General features: G+C 37.9%; 12 protein-coding genes and 1 other annotated feature. Of the genes, 11 read left to right on the top strand and 1 reads right to left on the bottom strand.

Translation table 11 applies throughout. From position 1 onward, the window contains the following. Window positions 1–53 precede the first annotated feature (53 nt). The 4 genes from FFM61_RS03000 (at window position 54) to FFM61_RS02985 (ending at window position 2,854) form a co-directional block, all read left to right on the top strand. Window positions 54–329 (top strand): hypothetical protein, encoded by a 276-nt coding sequence (locus tag FFM61_RS03000; RefSeq protein ID WP_074427193.1) that lies wholly within the window; start codon window positions 54–56, stop codon window positions 327–329. Between the two features lie 119 nt (window positions 330–448). Further along, window positions 449–901 carry a universal stress protein gene (locus tag FFM61_RS02995; protein WP_074427194.1) on the top strand — a complete coding sequence of 151 codons (453 nt, stop codon included), beginning with the start codon at window positions 449–451 and terminating at the stop codon, window positions 899–901. Between the two features lie 236 nt (window positions 902–1,137). Beyond that, window positions 1,138–1,995, top strand: coding sequence for a hypothetical protein (locus FFM61_RS02990; protein WP_074427195.1), 858 nt, complete (start codon window positions 1,138–1,140; stop codon window positions 1,993–1,995). A gap of 130 nt (window positions 1,996–2,125) precedes the next feature. Then, the gene (locus FFM61_RS02985; protein WP_074427196.1) at window positions 2,126–2,854 is read left to right on the top strand and encodes a hypothetical protein; all 729 of its coding nucleotides are present in this window, start codon (window positions 2,126–2,128) and stop codon (window positions 2,852–2,854) included. A gap of 83 nt (window positions 2,855–2,937) precedes the next feature. Here FFM61_RS02985 and trhA read toward each other — a convergent pair whose 3' ends face one another. Then, complete coding sequence (gene trhA / locus FFM61_RS02980) at window positions 2,938–3,594, bottom strand: PAQR family membrane homeostasis protein TrhA (protein WP_074427197.1); 657 nt, start codon at window positions 3,592–3,594, stop codon at window positions 2,938–2,940. Between the two features lie 116 nt (window positions 3,595–3,710). On the opposite strand from trhA, the gene FFM61_RS02975 reads away from it, so the two are divergent. The 7 genes from FFM61_RS02975 to kimA all read left to right on the top strand — a co-directional run bounded on the left by FFM61_RS02975 (window position 3,711) and on the right by kimA (window position 15,072). Beyond that, window positions 3,711–4,331: a LysE/ArgO family amino acid transporter gene (locus FFM61_RS02975; RefSeq protein WP_074427198.1), complete on the top strand. Its 621-nt coding sequence runs from the start codon at window positions 3,711–3,713 to the stop codon at window positions 4,329–4,331. A 58-nt stretch (window positions 4,332–4,389) separates the two neighbouring features. Next, window positions 4,390–4,597: a binding site (T-box leader), on the top strand. 79 nt (window positions 4,598–4,676) lie between these two features. Further along, a complete protein-coding gene (locus tag FFM61_RS02970) occupies window positions 4,677–7,343 on the top strand; it encodes a valine--tRNA ligase (protein WP_074427199.1) in 2,667 nt (888 codons plus the stop codon). Window positions 7,344–7,507: 164 nt separating this feature from the next. Further along, window positions 7,508–8,827, top strand: coding sequence for a bifunctional folylpolyglutamate synthase/dihydrofolate synthase (locus FFM61_RS02965; protein WP_074427200.1), 1,320 nt, complete (start codon window positions 7,508–7,510; stop codon window positions 8,825–8,827). Window positions 8,828–8,915: 88 nt separating this feature from the next. Next, window positions 8,916–10,859 carry an ABC-F family ATP-binding cassette domain-containing protein gene (locus FFM61_RS02960; RefSeq protein ID WP_074427201.1) on the top strand — a complete coding sequence of 648 codons (1,944 nt, stop codon included), beginning with the start codon at window positions 8,916–8,918 and terminating at the stop codon, window positions 10,857–10,859. Window positions 10,860–11,089: 230 nt separating this feature from the next. Then, window positions 11,090–11,365 carry a co-chaperone GroES gene (locus FFM61_RS02955; RefSeq protein ID WP_042491596.1) on the top strand — a complete coding sequence of 92 codons (276 nt, stop codon included), beginning with the start codon at window positions 11,090–11,092 and terminating at the stop codon, window positions 11,363–11,365. Window positions 11,366–11,409: 44 nt separating this feature from the next. Beyond that, window positions 11,410–13,029 (top strand): chaperonin GroEL, encoded by a 1,620-nt coding sequence (gene groL, locus FFM61_RS02950; protein WP_074427202.1) that lies wholly within the window; start codon window positions 11,410–11,412, stop codon window positions 13,027–13,029. Between the two features lie 207 nt (window positions 13,030–13,236). Continuing rightward, window positions 13,237–15,072 carry a potassium transporter KimA gene (gene kimA / locus FFM61_RS02945; RefSeq protein ID WP_074427203.1) on the top strand — a complete coding sequence of 612 codons (1,836 nt, stop codon included), beginning with the start codon at window positions 13,237–13,239 and terminating at the stop codon, window positions 15,070–15,072. Window positions 15,073–15,282: the final 210 nt, after the last annotated feature.

Genomic DNA, 15,282 nt, shown 5'->3' with positions numbered 1-15,282 from the left:
TAATATCGGAGGTGGGCGGCTTTTTTAATCAATAAGAGAAAAGGATTTTAATTATGATTTTCAGTTTGTATCTATTATTTGCTGTCATTATTGGTGGGTTAGGCATCTATTTACTATTACATCAAAAGGGCTTTTTAGGTATTAATTCGCAGGCGGCTAAGCAACCTGCTCGTTGGTTTGGCTGGATATTTAGTATTGATGCATTATTATTGGTCATTAGTACTTTTATCACAAAGGATGCTGCATTACCAGGTGGTTTATTTGTCATTTTAGGGACTTTAATGACAACCGTATTGGCTGTTGTAGTTGTTCGTCTTTTATTTAAATAAATATAATATATATTATTCTAAAATTTTCGTATGTGTTTCTGTGGAAAAATGTGTGAAATACGTTATAATAAAGGTGTAGTAAAGTTGCAAATAAAGTTGGATATACAGGGGGAACTGTTATGACTGATGTAAAAGTAAATTATAAGAATATTTTAGTACCTGTTGATGGATCGAAAGAAGCTGAGGCAGCGTTAGAACGTGCTATTAAGGTGACACTTCAAAATGGCCCCGATGCAAAGTTACAAATTCTACATGTTATTGACACGCGTTCGTTCCAAAGTGTAACTGATTTTAGAGCAACTATGGTTGAGCAAGTTGCTGATACAGCTAAGAAGACTTTGGAAACATACTTAGAACAAGCTAAGTCTGCTGGCTTGGAAAATGTTGCATACGCCATCGAGTATGGTTCACCCAAGAGTGTGATTGCCCAACAAGCACCAAGCAAGTATGGTAGTGACTTAATTATGATTGGTGCAACTGGATTGAATGCAATTGAGCGTTTGTTGATTGGTTCTGTAACAGAATTTGTGACACGCGTTTCTAAGGTTGATACTTTAATTGTTCGCTCATAATTAAAGCGAATCTGAATACAAAAAAGGTTGCGATTACAAATTAGTATCTTGGCCTCAAAAGTAGCAAGTTGTCATTTCATTAACAACTTGCTATTTTTTTATCTGTTTTACATAGATAACGCATCAGTTAATTAATTGACCCTAATCGAGTTAGGACGTAAGCAATTATTTTAAGTTGTCTGTAATATCTGTTACAATTATCTTATTATCGACAGTTAAAGGATGGAGATCGCAATATGAGTGAGTCAAAACTAAATTTGGTAGCATCGACATTAACAAATAGTTTGGGGACAACTGTAATTGGTCACGTGGCAACAGCTGGTGTTGTGATCACCATGAAGTATGCAAATGGACAGTTTGAAACAATAACCTCTGATGAATCGGGGAGTTTTCTGACCAAAGTGCCAGCAAGTAGTGGCGATAATGTTACAATCGAGGCACAGTTACCAGCGCAAACTAGTAAAGAAATCTTAACATTGGTTATTGAACAACCAGCACCTGTTATTACAGCAGTTATTTCAACTCAAAACGGCCAGCGTTTGCTAGAAGGGCAAGTTAATCAAGCTGATGTTGCTGTTTCAGTACATTTTATTGGGGATGAACACGTTATTTCATTACCAGTTGATGAGCATCTTGAGTTTGAATTAGTTTTGCCAGATGATGTTGTGCCGAGTCAAATCGAAGTACATGCGACAAGCAATGAAACAGGTAAAACCGGACGGACAATTGTTAGTTTGGGTGTTACGTCAAAAACTTTGGCTATACCAGCACTAACAGATGAAATGATTGCTGAATATATGCGCAATGCAGAAGTTAAACAAACACCACAACCAACTCATTCTGGCGTAACAGAAACGAAACTGACGGACACTATTCAAATAAGTAATGGACCGATTAAAGCCGATACTGCAAAGTCAGCAGATGAAAAATCTAGTGAGACACAATCAGTAGCCGATACTAATGTTAATCATAAGACAGATGGAGCGAAAGTGCCGGTTGAACATGAACAAGGGGTGGCAGAATCTCGCATAAATCGTCGTAAACGTGGTGGTATTCGTGGCTTTTTTGCGCGATTATTTGGTAAGAAACGTTAATGTTACAAAAAACAGCTTTTAATTTAATGAAATGGTAGCATTTATTAATCTAACTGTGACACAGTGTCAAAAAAGCGAACATTATTTGTGATAGAATATTATGGTTTAAGGAATAGAAAGGTAAATCATAATGCACAAACGACAAGTTACAATGATCATAGGAATTATGGTAGTTGCAGCAGTAGTTGCGATTTTTGCGATTGTTTTTAACAGTTCTTCACATCAGGCGGAAGAAGCTGCAGTAGCAGCCTCTTCATCAAGTCATAAGAAGGACGTTACTAAAACAGATAAAACGAGCACAACTACTCGAAAGGTAGTTAATAAAAAAGCTGCCAATTCCACAACAAGTAAACATCAAGAAACAGGTACTTCAAAAACAACCCAAACGTTAGATATTAAAGCGTTATTACAGGGTCAAATTGATGCACCAAAAATTGCTTCTGTGAAACAGGCAGATGAAAAGGTGACGGTTGTTTTTGAAGATGATGGGACTAAAACGCTTGATGAATTTATGGCAGCTTACGCTAAAGCAACAATTGCTGTGATTAAGGCAGCGGTTAAGAATGGCAATCAATCTGTTACGACTGCTCGTCAAGTTAAGCTAGAGGATGGCATGGAATATGCAGTTGCTGGTAAGTGGGATCAAGAACAACTTGCAAATACTGCTAAGCTATCTGATGGTGCCACAATTCAGGATGTTTTACGCAATGCTGATCAGTATGCTATTGGTGGCGCAGCTTGGGACGCTTTGACACAACGTCAAAAAAATGATTACAAAAATCAACAACATGGTGGGCAAAGTCAAGTTGCTGATGATCAGTTTGACAAGTGGGTACAAGCTGGTATTGTTAAAGACTAATTTAAAAAAGTAGCAAATTACCAAGCTATTGGCGATTTGCTACTTTTTAGAATGATATTTTTTGATTAAGAATATTGCATAACTTAATGAAACAGAGTGTCATAGATTGATAAATACATTAAGGTAGCCCCAACAAGGACAAATAAATGCCAATAGACATGATTTAAGGGGATTTTTGGCATAAGGTACAGCAATGAACCTGCAGTATAGGTGATGCCTCCGGCTAATAATAGATAAAATGCTAAGGATGATAGTGTTCCATAAAGTGCTGGTAAAGCTAGAATGATGAACCAGCCCATTAGGACATAAATAATCACCGAAACAAAGGGCCAACGACCAACGAAGAAGGTATCATAAATCAGTCCTAAAATCGTGCAACTTAGAATAGTTATCCAAATTGGCCAACCAATTTTGGGATCTAAGAATAGCCACGTATAGGGGGTATAACTACCTAAAATAACGAGATAAATACCTGAATGATCTAAAAATTGAAAAATTTTGCCTGCCTTGGTAAAAATTAAAGCATGGAAAAGTGTTGAGGCGAGTAAAAAACTAATCATTGAGAGTGCATATATAGCAAGCGCAACAATAGTGAACGTAGAAAAGTCGTGTTGGATGCTGTTCACGATTAATAAGGTAGCCCCAACAATGGCAGCAATGACACCAAGTCCATGAGTGATAGCGTTTAAAGTTTCGTAGGTAATAAGGTAACGACGATTTTCTTTAGTTAGTGTAGGCATAGGTATCTCCTATAATAGTGGCCTGAATGTTTGATTACATATATTATGATTATAATAACCAATTAAACTAGTTTTGTAAACCAGATAATTTAGTTTTTTGAAACAAAGGAGGAGTTATGGTTTTAGCAACGTTGATAAAAGGGATGATGATCGGGTTTGCTTTTGTTGCGCCGATTGGCATGCAAAATTTATACGTCTTTAATAATGCATTAACTAATTCGTTTAAACGATCATTAGTGTATGTATTATTTGTTTGGACGGCCGATTCATTATTCTCATTGGCTGCCTTTTTTGGTATGGGTGCCATTATTAGTTCAGTGACCTGGTTAAGATTGCTTGTCATGTTGATTGGTGGTGGGCTAGTGATTTGGATTGGTTGGGGGATTTTGCGAAGTGCTAATACAGTACAGTTAAATACGACAGGGAATAAATTACCAGTTAAACAAGCTCTTATCACAGCGTTCATTGTATCTTGGGCAAATCCACAAGCACTAATCGATGGTAGCCTATTATTGGGTGCATTACGGGGAACTTTAGATAAAAATCAAGTTTGGCCATTTATTATTGGTGTGATTATGGCTACCTTTATTTGGTTTAATACAATTACTATTGTGATGAATATTTTAAAAGAACGTTTACCGAAAAAGGTTTTGGTATGGGTTAATATTTTATCTGGGATTATTGTGTTGGTATACGGTGCTTATCTCTTAATTCAAGCCATTATTGAATTAATCTAATATCGCTATAAGTACGAACTAAAACTTGATTTTTTACATTTAACATTGTAAAATTGCTTTCATAGCAATGTACTAGAGAGTACAAGTAAAATTATTACCAGCGACAAAATCATTTTGGTGGAAGATTTTGATTAATATACTTGGAAGGTAACTAGTGGGCTTTATCAGTGAAATGAGTAGTTGATAACGTGACGACGCGTTAAGTCGAAATGAGATAGAGAATTAAACTCTAATTCAGGTGGTACCGCGATAATGTCGCCCTGATCATACAGATAGTTGTATGGTTGGGGCTTTTTTATTGCCTAAAGACTGGATTAAGAGGAGCAAAAATAAGGAGTTAAGGTTATGCGAGAAATTGATATGCCTGGTAAGTACAACCCGACCGCTGTTGAAGCAGGCCGTTATGATAAGTGGGTGCAAGAAAAGCGTTTTAAGCCATCCGAAAATAAAAAGGCTCGTCCTTATTCAATCGTTATTCCACCACCAAATGTAACGGGTAAGCTGCATTTAGGTCATGCATGGGATACAACTTTGCAAGATATGTTGATTCGTCAAAAGCGGATGCAAGGATTCGATACGTTATGGTTGCCTGGTATGGATCATGCAGGTATCGCAACGCAAGCTAAGGTTGAACAACGTTTAGCAGAATCAAATATTTCACGTTATGACTTAGGACGTGAAAAGTTTGTTGACCAAGTTTGGGATTGGAAGAATGAATATGCTGCAACAATAAAATCACAATGGGGTAAGTTAGGTCTTTCGCTAGATTATGATCGTGAGCGTTTTACTTTAGATGATGGTCTGTCTGAAGCAGTTCGTAAGGTCTTTGTGACGTTATATGAAAAAGGATTGATTTATCGCGGTGAATACATCATCAACTGGGATCCTAAGGCACGAACAGCTTTATCTGATATTGAGGTTATTCACCAAGATGATGAAGGGGCCTTCTATCATGTGCAATATCCATTTGTGGATGAGGATACAACTTTTGAGGGTAAGCATTATGTTGAAATTGCAACGACACGTCCTGAAACAATGTTTGGGGATGTGGCCGTAGCTGTGCACCCTTCAGATGAGCGCTACAAAGCATTGGTCGGTAAAAAAGTATTAGTACCATTGGTGAATCGCGAAGTACCAATTATTGCTGATGAATATGTTGATCCTGAATTTGGTTCTGGTATGGTTAAAATTACACCAGCACATGATCCAAATGACTTTGGCGTGGGTAATCGCCATGATTTGGAACGAATCAATACTATGAATGAAGATGCATCAATGAACGAACGTGCTGGTAAGTATGTTGGTATGGATCGTTTTGAGGCTCGTAAAGCGATTGTCGCTGATCTGCAAGCGGGTGACTGGATGTTATCAGTTGAACCAATTGTACACGCAGTCGGACATTCAGAACGTACTGGTGTGCAAGTTGAGTCACGTTTATCAACACAATGGTTTGTTAAGATGCAACCATTAGCTGAACAAGCATTAGATATGCAAAAATCAGAAGATCGGGTTGACTTCTATCCACCACGTTTTGAAGGAACTTTTACACGTTGGATGGACGATATTCATGATTGGGTTATTTCACGTCAACTATGGTGGGGACACCAAATTCCAGCATGGTATCACAAAGAGACTGGTGAGATGTATGTTGGTATGGAAGCACCTAAAGATAGTGAAAATTGGACACAGGATTCAGATGTGCTAGATACATGGTTCTCATCAGCTTTGTGGCCATTTTCAACAATGGGTTGGCCTGATACGGATGCAGAAGACTTTAAGCGTTATTTCCCAACGAATACGTTGGTAACTGGCTATGATATTATCTTCTTCTGGGTTGCACGTATGATGTTCCAGTCTAAAGAATTTACAGGGCGACGTCCTTTTAAAAATGTTTTGATTCATGGATTGATTCGTGATGAACAAGGCCGTAAAATGTCAAAGTCATTGGGTAATGGGATTGACCCAATGGATGTGATTGAAAAGTATGGTGCGGATGCTTTGCGTTGGTTCTTGGCAACTGGTTCAACACCAGGGCAAGATGTGCGTTTTTCATACACAAAAATGGATTCAGCATGGAACTTCATTAATAAAATTTGGAATGCATCACGATATGTTTTGATGAACCTATCTGATGATACTCAAGCAGAATTACCAACAAATACGGCTGATTTCTCATTAGCCGATAAGTGGATTTTGTCACGCTTGAATAAGACAATTGCCGTTGTAACCAAGAATTTTGATAAGTTTGAATTTGGTGAAGCTGGCCGAGCTCTTTACAACTTTATTTGGAATGATTTTGCTGATTGGTACATTGAAATGACGAAGGAAACTTTGAATGGTGATGACCAAGAAGCACAAAAAACGGTGCAAGCAATTTTGGCTTATGTATTAGATAATACGTTACGTCTATTACACCCGATTATGCCATTTGTTACCGAAGCTATTTGGCAAGAAATGCCACATGATGGGGAAACAATTGTTGCAGCTGCTTACCCAACTGTTAAGCAAGATTTGGATGATGACCAAGCTGAAATAGACTTTAACAGTTTGACTGACTTGATTAAAGCAGTTCGTACTATTCGTACAGAAGCAAATGCACCCATGTCAACGACAATTGATATCTTAATTAAGACAAGTGATGATAACCTTCAACGTATCTTTAAGGAAAATGTTAATTATATTAACCGCTTTGTGAAGCCAAAGGATTTACAAATTGCTGCTGATATTAAAGCACCTGATTTGGCTATGACCCAAATTATTTCTGGTGCGGAAATTTACGTGCCATTGGCTGAATTAATTGATTTGAATGATGAAATTGCCCGATTGCAAGATGAAATCAAAAAGTTCCAAGGTGAAGTAAAACGAGCTAATGGTAAATTAGGTAATGAAAAGTTTGTCAATAACGCACCAGAGGCTGTTGTCGCTGCAGAACGTGAAAAGTTGGCGGATTGGGAAACCAAAGTAGAAGCAACTCACAATCGTTTAGCACAGTTGCAAGATGCGCAAGTGTAAGAAAATATACTTGCTAACATGATGATTTACGTGTATAATTCATTGTATTGTGAATCACGAATTTAAGCTGTTCGTCGTTACAATGCAGTAAATTACACAAACATGAGCGCCGTCTACTTGGTAGAGGGCGCTTTTGTTTTTGATGGGATAAAATTGAGGGATATATGATAAAAATAACGACAGTTGCTCAAGCGATTGACTATATTCATAGCCGCCATAAATGGACTAAAACACCCAGCTTTGAGCGTTTGAATAAAATTTTAGATTTGTTAGGTCATCCTGAACGACAATCAAAGTACGTGCACATTACAGGGACAAATGGTAAAGGCTCAACCAGTAAAATGGTTGCACAATTACTTAGAAAAAGCGGATTACGTGTTGGTTTGTTCACGTCACCCTATATTTTAAAATTTAACGAACGGATTCAAGATGATAATGGTAGTATCCGAGATGCTGATTTATTAGCCTTAATGCAAGAATTAGCACCAATTATAGAGGAATTAGATAAAACGTTACCTAGTGGGTTAACTGAATTTGAAACATTGACGGTACTAATGTTTATGTATTTTGCTAAGCATGCGGTTGATGTTGTTATTTTGGAAGTTGGTGTGGGTGGTACCTGGGATTCAACAACAATCATACCGGATAAAATTGTTTCGGTTGTGACCACTGTCGGACTTGATCATATGCATGTACTGGGGAATACCTTAACAGAAATTGCGACACAAAAGGCTGGCATTATTCAAAAACAGCGCCCAGTCGTTGTTGGTCGTTTACCAGCGGAAGCAGATGACGTCATTGATACAGTCGCTAGTGCACTGGGTGCGCCAGTTTATCGGCTAGGTGAACATTTTAAAACTAAAAATCAACAACCGACACAAGCTTGGGGTGAAACCTTCACGGTAACAGGGACGGTTAATTATGAAGACGTTTTTGTTGATTTAATCGGGCGTTATCAAATTGATAATGCAGCAGTTGCCTTACAAACAGCAGCATTAGTTTGCGACTGTTTTGGGATAATTTTAACTAGGGAACATGTTTCGGCTGCTTTGCGGACGGTTACATGGCCTGTACGTTTTGAAGAAATTAGTAGTCAACCAGCGATTGTTTTGGATGGGGCACATAATGAACCTGGTGTGCAAGCTTTGGTTAAAACCATTACTGATCGTTTTAGTCAACAAACAGTCCATCTGCTCTTTGGCGCTTTGCAGGATAAAAATTATGCAAAAATGTTACAATTATTAGCAGACTTACCTAATGTTGATTTGCATGTTGTGGGATTTATGGGACCGAATAATCGGCAACCCGTCAACCCCAATACAGCTGTCCAACAGATAAAAAATCAAACGGTGACGGTCCATGAAAGTTGGCAAAGCGGTTTTGCAGCTGTGACATCACAAATGCAAAAGGATGATTTGATTTTGTTTACAGGTTCATTGTACTTTGTTTCTGAAGTAAGACAGAATTTATCAGTGTTAGATTAAACATAGGTGTGAGGCGTACTTAATAGATTATAGAAAAATAATATTAACTAAATAATGGCATAATTTAGTTAAAATGGAGTAATAAAAAATGATTATTTTGCAAGCAAGCAATGTTGCACGTCGCTTTAACGGTGTGACATTTTTTGATAATATTTCAATGCAAATTCAAAGCAAGGCCCGGGTTGGGTTGGTTGGCCGTAATGGTGCAGGAAAATCAACGTTGTTAAAAATGTTGATTGGTGAAACAATGCCAGATGAAGGTGAAGTTTCAATGAAAAAAGGGATTCGAATGGCTTATTTGGCCCAAAATTCAGGTTTGGATTCTGACTTGTCAGTCTATAATGAAATGCTAACGGCATTTGCTGACGTTATTGCGCTGGAAAAGCGGTTGCGTCAGATGGAAAACCAAATTGCAACGACAACAGATTATACTAGTGATGCTTATACAGATTTGTTGGCAGCTTACGACCAGGCGCAACATGATTTTGATGAAAAGAATGGTTATGGTTATGATGCAACAATTCGATCAGTATTACATGGATTTGATTTTGATGAATCGTTTTATGATCAAAAAATTGTCGCATTATCTGGTGGGCAACGAACACGGTTGGCAATTGCAAAACAGTTGTTGGAGACCCCTGATTTACTTATTTTAGATGAGCCAACTAACCATTTAGACATGCAAACGCTAGCTTGGTTAGAACAATACCTTAAAAATTATCAAGGTGCCTTATTAATTGTTTCCCACGACCGTTATTTCTTGGATCGTGTCGTAACAGAAGTATATGATATGCATTCGGGTCAGTTAGATCATTATAAAGGAAATTATAGTGATTTTATGAAACAAAAAGCTGCTAACGTGTTACAAGAACAAAAAGCGTATGACAAACAACAAGAAGAAATTGCGAAACTAGAAGATTTCGTTAAAAGAAATATTGTGCGTGCGTCAACGACTAAACGTGCCCAATCAAGACGGAAACAATTGGAACGCATGACGCGAATTGAGGCGCCTAAAAACGAATCAGGCGTTGCTAGAATTCAGTTTAAAGCAGATGAAGATTCTGGTAATGAAGTATTACGTGTAAATGATGTTAAGTTGGGTTATGATATGACCCACGTATTGGCTGAAAACGTTAATATTGATGTTGATAAACAACATGCAGTTGCCCTTGTAGGGCCAAATGGAATTGGGAAATCAACGTTTATCAAAACCGTTTTGGGTAAGTTGCCACTATTGGCTGGTCAAATAAAACTAGGTGCGAATGTAACGGTTGGTTATTATGATCAAGAACAGCAGACATTGGACAACAAGCGTTCTGTGATTGATACGATTTGGGATGAGCATCCAACAATGCCTGAAAAGGATGTTCGATCAATTTTGGGTTCATTTATGTTTTCAGGTGAAGCTGTCGAAAAATTAGTCTCAGCTTTATCAGGTGGTGAACGAGCACGACTATTATTAACAAAGCTAGCATTAGAACATGCTAATTTCTTGATTTTGGATGAGCCGACTAATCATTTGGATATTGATTCACGTGAGGTTTTGGAAACTGCTTTAAATGAATACAATGGGACAATTTTCTTTGTATCACATGATCGTTACTTTATTAATGAAGTGGCAACTGAAGTCGTTGAACTATCGCCTAATGGCACGCGCTTTTTTGATGGTGACTATGACTATTATCTGGAAAAAACAGCTATTGAAGTAGATGAATCAAAAACGGCTACCACTGATGATATACCAGAAACAGTTAGTGCTAAAACATTATCAAGGGCTGAACAGAAAGAAAGACAACGAGAACAACGCCGTTTGGAGCGTGCAGTAACCGCATTAGAAAATAAAATGACGGTTCTTTCTGATGATCATGAGGTTGCTAATGAAGCATTAAATGACCCTCAAAATGGTACTGATTTACAAAAACTAAATGAATTATCAGAAAAAATTGCAGAATTAGATAGTCAATTACAAGATATTGAAGATCAATGGACGGAGGCTAGTGTCGCTTTAGAACAATTTTTGACTGAAGATTAACGACATGCTGAAAAAGTTTGATTTTGAAATATTGCATCTTTACTGAAGTTAAAATAAGGCGTTAAGGTAACCTATTTGGAAGGGGAATCTTAACGTTTTTTTGTAGCGAAATATCCGATAGGAAAGGTTTGCAAAAAAAGAAGAGTATGGTATTATTAATAGTGTTGATTAGCACTTAAACGTAAAGAGTGCTAAAATAAAGAAAATATAACCTGTGGAGGTCAGATAACATGTTGAAACCATTAGGAGATCGTGTTGTATTGCAAGTATCAGAAGCACCTGAGCAATCAGTTGGGGGGATTTTATTAGCTTCTAATGCACAAGAAAAGTCAGTTACAGGAAAAGTTGTTGCTGTTTCGACGCAGACAGTTGGCGATTTAACAGCACCTGTTGCAGTTAAAGAGGGTGATCAAGTCATCTTTGATAAATATGCAGGTGCAGAAATTAGTATTGATGGGGTTGACTATTTAGTTGTTCACGAAAAAGACATCGTGGCAGTTTTGTAATTTAAATACTTAATACTTAATAAAACGATAGAGGGTAATAAATTATGGCAAAAGATATTGAATTTTCAGAGGATGCACGTGCAAAAATGCAAGCGGGTGTTGATAAGCTTGCCGATACAGTAAAAACAACGATTGGTCCTAAGGGACGAAATGTTGTGATTGAACAAAGTTTTGGAGCACCAACAATTACAAACGATGGTGTGACAATTGCAAAGGCTGTTGAATTAGAAGACCATTTTGAAGATATGGGGGCTAAGTTAGTTGCTGAAGTTGCTTCAAAGACTAATGATATTGCTGGTGATGGTACCACAACAGCGACAGTACTAGCACAATCTATTATCAACGAAGGTATGAAGAATGTTACAGCTGGTGCTAACCCAGTTGGTGTGCGTCGTGGAATTGAATTAGCGACAGCAGCAGCTGTAAAGGCTTTGCATGATATGTCAAAAACGGTTTCTACTAGAGAAGAGATCACACAAATCGCTTCAATTTCAGCAGCTAACCCAGAAGTTGGTCAATTGATTGCTGAAGCGATGGAAAAAGTGGGTAACGATGGTGTCATAACTATCGAGGAATCAAAGGGAATTGAAACCACCTTAGATGTTGTTGAAGGAATGCAATTTGATCGTGGTTACATGTCACAATACATGGTAACGGATAATGACAAGATGGAAGCATCGTTGGATAATCCTTATATCTTAATTACGGACAAGAAGATTGGTAATATTCAAGATATTCTACCTGTTTTGCAAAGTGTTGTTGAACAAGGACGTGCTTTGCTAATTATTGCTGATGATATTACTGGTGAAGCTTTGCCAACGCTTGTTCTAAATAAGATGCGTGGTACGTTTAATGTTGTAGCTGTTAAGGCGCCAGGATTTGGTGATCGTCGTAAGGCACAACTAGAAGATATCGCCATCTTAACTGGTGGAACCGTCATTACTGATGAATTGGGCTTGAATTTGAAAGATATGACGATCGAACAACTTGGTCAAGCTGCTAAAGTTACAGTTACCAAGGATAATACGACGATTGTTGAAGGTAATGGGAATTCAGCAACGATTAAGGAACGTGTTGAATTGATTAAGGGTCAAATTACAGAAACAACCTCTGATTTTGACCGTGAGAAATTGCAAGAACGTTTAGCAAAGTTAGCCGGTGGTGTCGCTGTCGTTAACGTTGGAGCAGCCACTGAAACGGAACTAAAAGAACGTAAGTACCGTATTGAGGATGCTTTAAATGCAACGCGTGCTGCTGTTGAAGAAGGTTTTGTTTCAGGTGGTGGAACTGCATTGGTTAATGTTATTCCAGCTGTTGCAGATTTGACTGAATCTGGGGATGTTCAAACTGGTATCAACATTGTAAAACGTGCCTTAGAAGAGCCAGTTCGTCAAATTGCAGAAAATGCAGGTGTTGAAGGATCTGTTATTGTTAACCAATTGAAGCATGAAGAAGTTGGTGTTGGCTACAATGCAGCAACTGGTGAGTGGACCGATATGATTCAAGCTGGTATTGTGGATCCAACTAAGGTAACTCGTTCAGCTTTGCAAAATGCAGCTTCTGTTTCAGCCTTATTATTGACAACTGAAGCCGTGATCGCTAATAAAACTGATGATTCAGATGCGCAAATGCCTGCTCAAGGTGGCATGCCAGGTATGATGTAAAATAGTAATTAAAAATGGTGGTGACTGTACAAAAGTTATCACCATTTTTTTGTGCGTAAGCCTGTAATAATGTCACGAAAAAGAAAAATAAAAAAGGAATAAAAAGATAGACAATTAATAATTTGAGAACTACAATGAGTCCTTGTATAAACTGTTGGTAAGATAATCATGTTGTATACAATTAATTATTTATTGAGGAGCAAGAAGATGTGGCCTTTATTGAAGCGGTTTTTAATTGGGAAACCATTAAAAACTTTAGATGAAGATGCAAGACACCTTAGTCGAACAAAGGCGTTGGCGTTATTATCATCAGATGCTTTGTCATCCGTTGCATATGGAACAGAGCAAATTATCACAGTGTTAATGGTTGCAGGTGGTGCGGCAACATTGTGGTTACAGTTACCAATTGTTGGGGTGGTTTTAATTTTGTTGGCAGCGATTACGCTGTCATACCGACAAATTATTCATGAGTATCCTGCTGGTGGGGGTGCTTATCTTGTTACTTCTACCAACTGGGGCCGTAATGCTGGTTTGGTTGCAGGTGGTTCGTTATTGGTTGACTACATGCTAACGGTTGCAGTATCGGTAGCTTCAGGAACGGAAGCGATTGTTTCAGCCATTCCGGCGTTACATTCGTACAATGTGGCCATTGGTGTCATTATCATTTTAGCGCTAACAGGTATTAACTTGCGTGGTATGCGTGAATCAGCAGGTGTTTTGATGCTACCGGTTTATCTATTTATTTTGATAATGGTTGTCATGATTATTTGGGGATTCGTGAATATTTTGACGGGTAATGTGCATTATCAACCGACAACTACCGGAAATATTGCAACAGGTAGTGTGTCATTATTGTTGTTCTTAAAAGCCTTTTCTAGTGGTTCATCTTCATTAACAGGGGTGGAAGCAATTTCCAATGCAGTACCTAATTTTAAGAATCCTAAGGCAAAAAATGCAGCAGCAACATTGTCAATTATGGCACTTATTTTAACCTTTTTTCTTGTTGGTGTAACAGGTTTGTCGTTTGCTTATGGGATTAAGCCAGCAAAAAATCTCACCGTTTTGGCACAAATTGGTGAACAAGTATTTGGACATGGTGTTTTATTCTATGTCTTACAAATTGCAACAGCAGCTATTTTGGCGGTTGCGGCTAATACAGGATTTTCTGCATTTCCACAGTTGGCTTTTAACTTAGCGAAAGATAAGTTTATGCCACATAGTTACATGGATCGCGGAGATCGCTTAGGCTATTCAAAGGGCATTGTTTCGCTAGCTTTTGGTGCGATTATCCTATTGGCCATATTCCAAGGATCGACAGCAGCTTTAATTCCGTTATACGCAGTCTGTGTGTTTGTCCCGTTTACTTTATCTCAGTCGGGGATGATTATTCACTGGTGGCGTGAACGTGATGGGTTCTGGTTAGGTAAATCAATTATTAACCTAGTTGGTGCCTTATTATCAGCGCTCTTAGTTATTATATTGTTTACTTTACATTTTGCTTCAGTGTGGCCATATTTGCTAATCATGCCAATTGTCCTACGCATTTTCTTGGTGATTAATCGTCATTATCGTTTAGTGGCTAAACAATTAAAAATTTTGTCCCAAGAACCCATCCGACGGAGTCGTTATGATGGTGCAACGGTTATTATCCTTGTATCTAATTTAACGCGGGCCACGGCTGATGCTGTTGACTATGCAAAGTCAGTTGGTGATAAGGTATTGGCTATGCATGTGTCGTTTGATTCAAATCCCCAAAAAGAACATCGTTTGGGCGTTGAATTTAAGCGCGAATTTCCAGATGTACGCTATGTTGATATTCATTCTTCATATCGCTCCATTACAAAACCAGCAATGCGATTTGTTGATGAAATTGCCAAAGCAACGACAGCTCGCAATCATTCTTTGACAATTTTAATACCACAATTTGTGCCACGCCATGGTTGGCAGAATGCCTTGCATAATCAAAATAGTAATAAATTAAGAGCAGCATTGGCATCGCGTGATGTTACTGTTTCAACTTATTATTTCCATTTGAAAGAGTAACCTTTAAATAGCCATTAATATCATAAAAATAAAAGCGTCTACTACGATGAGACATCCGGTAAAGAGTTAACGAATTAGTTTAACTTATAGTATATGGATGGCATTAAGCTAGTGGACGTTTTTGTTATGCTAACAAAATGTCATGAGTAAGCGACTTTAGGAAATTAATTTAGTGTACAAGTTTATATTTGTTACCATTAGTGTGTTTTT

This window comes from Weissella hellenica, from assembly GCF_005405545.1.
GTDB classification, from domain to species: domain Bacteria; phylum Bacillota; class Bacilli; order Lactobacillales; family Lactobacillaceae; genus Weissella; species Weissella hellenica.
The sequence above is the reverse complement of the archived record's forward strand: the minus strand, read 5'-3'. Positions and strand labels throughout refer to the sequence as shown.

Coding starts and splice junctions, on each gene's coding strand:
- FFM61_RS03000 (WP_074427193.1), top strand. CDS start 54: ATGATTTTCAGTTTGTATCTATTATTTGCTGTCATTATTGGTGGGTTA.
- FFM61_RS02995 (WP_074427194.1), top strand. CDS start 449: ATGACTGATGTAAAAGTAAATTATAAGAATATTTTAGTACCTGTTGAT.
- FFM61_RS02990 (WP_074427195.1), top strand. CDS start 1,138: ATGAGTGAGTCAAAACTAAATTTGGTAGCATCGACATTAACAAATAGT.
- FFM61_RS02985 (WP_074427196.1), top strand. CDS start 2,126: ATGCACAAACGACAAGTTACAATGATCATAGGAATTATGGTAGTTGCA.
- trhA (WP_074427197.1), bottom strand. CDS start 3,594: ATGCCTACACTAACTAAAGAAAATCGTCGTTACCTTATTACCTACGAA.
- FFM61_RS02975 (WP_074427198.1), top strand. CDS start 3,711: ATGGTTTTAGCAACGTTGATAAAAGGGATGATGATCGGGTTTGCTTTT.
- FFM61_RS02970 (WP_074427199.1), top strand. CDS start 4,677: ATGCGAGAAATTGATATGCCTGGTAAGTACAACCCGACCGCTGTTGAA.
- FFM61_RS02965 (WP_074427200.1), top strand. CDS start 7,508: ATGATAAAAATAACGACAGTTGCTCAAGCGATTGACTATATTCATAGC.
- FFM61_RS02960 (WP_074427201.1), top strand. CDS start 8,916: ATGATTATTTTGCAAGCAAGCAATGTTGCACGTCGCTTTAACGGTGTG.
- FFM61_RS02955 (WP_042491596.1), top strand. CDS start 11,090: ATGTTGAAACCATTAGGAGATCGTGTTGTATTGCAAGTATCAGAAGCA.
- groL (WP_074427202.1), top strand. CDS start 11,410: ATGGCAAAAGATATTGAATTTTCAGAGGATGCACGTGCAAAAATGCAA.
- kimA (WP_074427203.1), top strand. CDS start 13,237: ATGTGGCCTTTATTGAAGCGGTTTTTAATTGGGAAACCATTAAAAACT.